This is a genomic window from Colwellia echini (genome assembly GCF_002843355.2).
Taxonomy (GTDB): domain Bacteria; phylum Pseudomonadota; class Gammaproteobacteria; order Enterobacterales; family Alteromonadaceae; genus Colwellia; species Colwellia echini.
This window is the reverse complement of record NZ_PJAI02000142.1, coordinates 1-213: the sequence shown is the minus strand read 5'-3', so window position 1 is coordinate 213 and position 213 is coordinate 1. Positions and strand designations below refer to the sequence as shown.

The window sequence follows — 213 nt, the reverse complement described above, 5'->3', positions numbered from 1 at the left end:
CTCAGCGATCTGTCTATTTCGTTCATCCATAGTTGCCTGACTCCCCGTCGTGTAGATAACTACGATACGGGAGGGCTTACCATCTGGCCCCAGTGCTGCAATGATACCGCGAGACCCACGCTCACCGGCTCCAGATTTATCAGCAATAAACCAGCCAGCCGGAAGGGCCGAGCGCAGAAGTGGTCCTGCAACTTTATCCGCCTCCATCCAGTC

At 55.4% G+C, this 213-nt stretch carries 1 pseudogene; it reads right to left on the bottom strand.

Going from position 1 to position 213, the window contains the following annotated elements:
* Positions 1-213, bottom strand: a pseudogene (locus CWS31_RS17520) (class A beta-lactamase); the annotation flags it as partial.